The sequence below is a fragment of the Streptomyces corallincola genome, from assembly GCF_019104725.1.
Classification (GTDB): Bacteria; Actinomycetota; Actinomycetes; order Streptomycetales; family Streptomycetaceae; genus Streptomyces; species Streptomyces corallincola.
Genome location: NZ_JAHRXF010000093.1, coordinates 1 through 1,106, shown reverse-complemented (window position 1 = coordinate 1,106; position 1,106 = coordinate 1). Strand labels below are relative to the sequence as shown.

The following is a 1,106-nucleotide window of genomic DNA, read 5'->3' as shown; positions in this document are numbered from 1 at the left end:
ACCCAGCCGGCCCTGCGCAGGCTGCGCGGGCTGCACTTCCACCACGCGGACCAGGACGCGGTGATCGTCTACAGCAAGCGCAGTGGTTCGAACACGGTTCTGGTGGTCGTCAACCTCGACCCCCACCACACCCAGGAAGCGACGGTTTCGTTGGACATGCCGCAACTCGGGCTGGAATGGCACGAGTCGGTGCCGGTGCGCGATCTGCTCACCGGCGAGACCTATCACTGGGGCAGCGCCAACTACGTGCGGCTGGAACCGGGCCGCCGACCCGCGCACATCCTCACGGTTCAACGACCGTCCGCCCCGCCGACCGGAGGGTCATCCGCCATATGATCGTCAACGAGCCCGTCCCGGACACCTTCGAGGACACCCCCGCACGGGACCGGAACCCGGATTGGTTCAAGAGCGCCGTCTTCTACGAAGTGCTGGTGCGCTCCTTCCAGGACAGCAACGGCGACGGCGTCGGGGACCTGAAGGGTCTCACCGCCCGGCTGGACTATCTCCAGTGGCTGGGCGTGGACTGCCTGTGGCTGCCGCCGTTCTTCAAGTCGCCTCTGCGCGACGGCGGTTACGACGTCTCGGACTACACGGCCGTGCTCCCGGAGTTCGGGGACCTCGCGGACTTCGTGGAGTTCGTGGACGCCGCCCACCAGCGCGGCATGCGCGTCATCATCGACTTCGTCATGAACCACACGAGTGATCAGCACCCGTGGTTCCAGGAGTCGAGGAACAACCCCGAGGGCCCGTACGGCGACTACTACGTCTGGGCCGACGACGACAAGCAGTACCAGGACGCCCGGATCATCTTCGTGGACACCGAGGCGTCCAACTGGACCTACGACCCGGTGCGCAAGCAGTACTACTGGCACCGGTTCTTCTCCCACCAGCCGGACCTGAACTACGAGAACCCGGCGGTGCAGGAGGAGATCCTCTCCGCGCTGAAGTTCTGGCTGGACCTGGGCATCGACGGGTTCCGGCTGGACGCGGTGCCGTACCTCTACCAGGAGGAGGGCACCAACTGCGAGAACCTGCCCGCGACCCACATGTTCCTGAAGCGGGTCCGGGAGGAGATCGACACCCAGTACCCGGACAGGGTGCTCCTC

The 1,106-nt window shown here is 65.8% G+C and carries 2 protein-coding genes; both read left to right on the top strand.

Features of this window, described 5'->3' with window-relative positions; all coding sequences use genetic code 11:
* A partial coding sequence (locus KUM39_RS27905) for an alpha-glucosidase C-terminal domain-containing protein (RefSeq protein ID WP_217788564.1) occupies window positions 1-336 on the top strand: 336 nt, incomplete at its 5' end.
* A partial coding sequence (locus tag KUM39_RS27900; protein ID WP_246620838.1) for an alpha-amylase family glycosyl hydrolase occupies window positions 333-1,106 on the top strand: 774 nt, incomplete at its 3' end. The genes KUM39_RS27905 and KUM39_RS27900, both read left to right, overlap by 4 nt.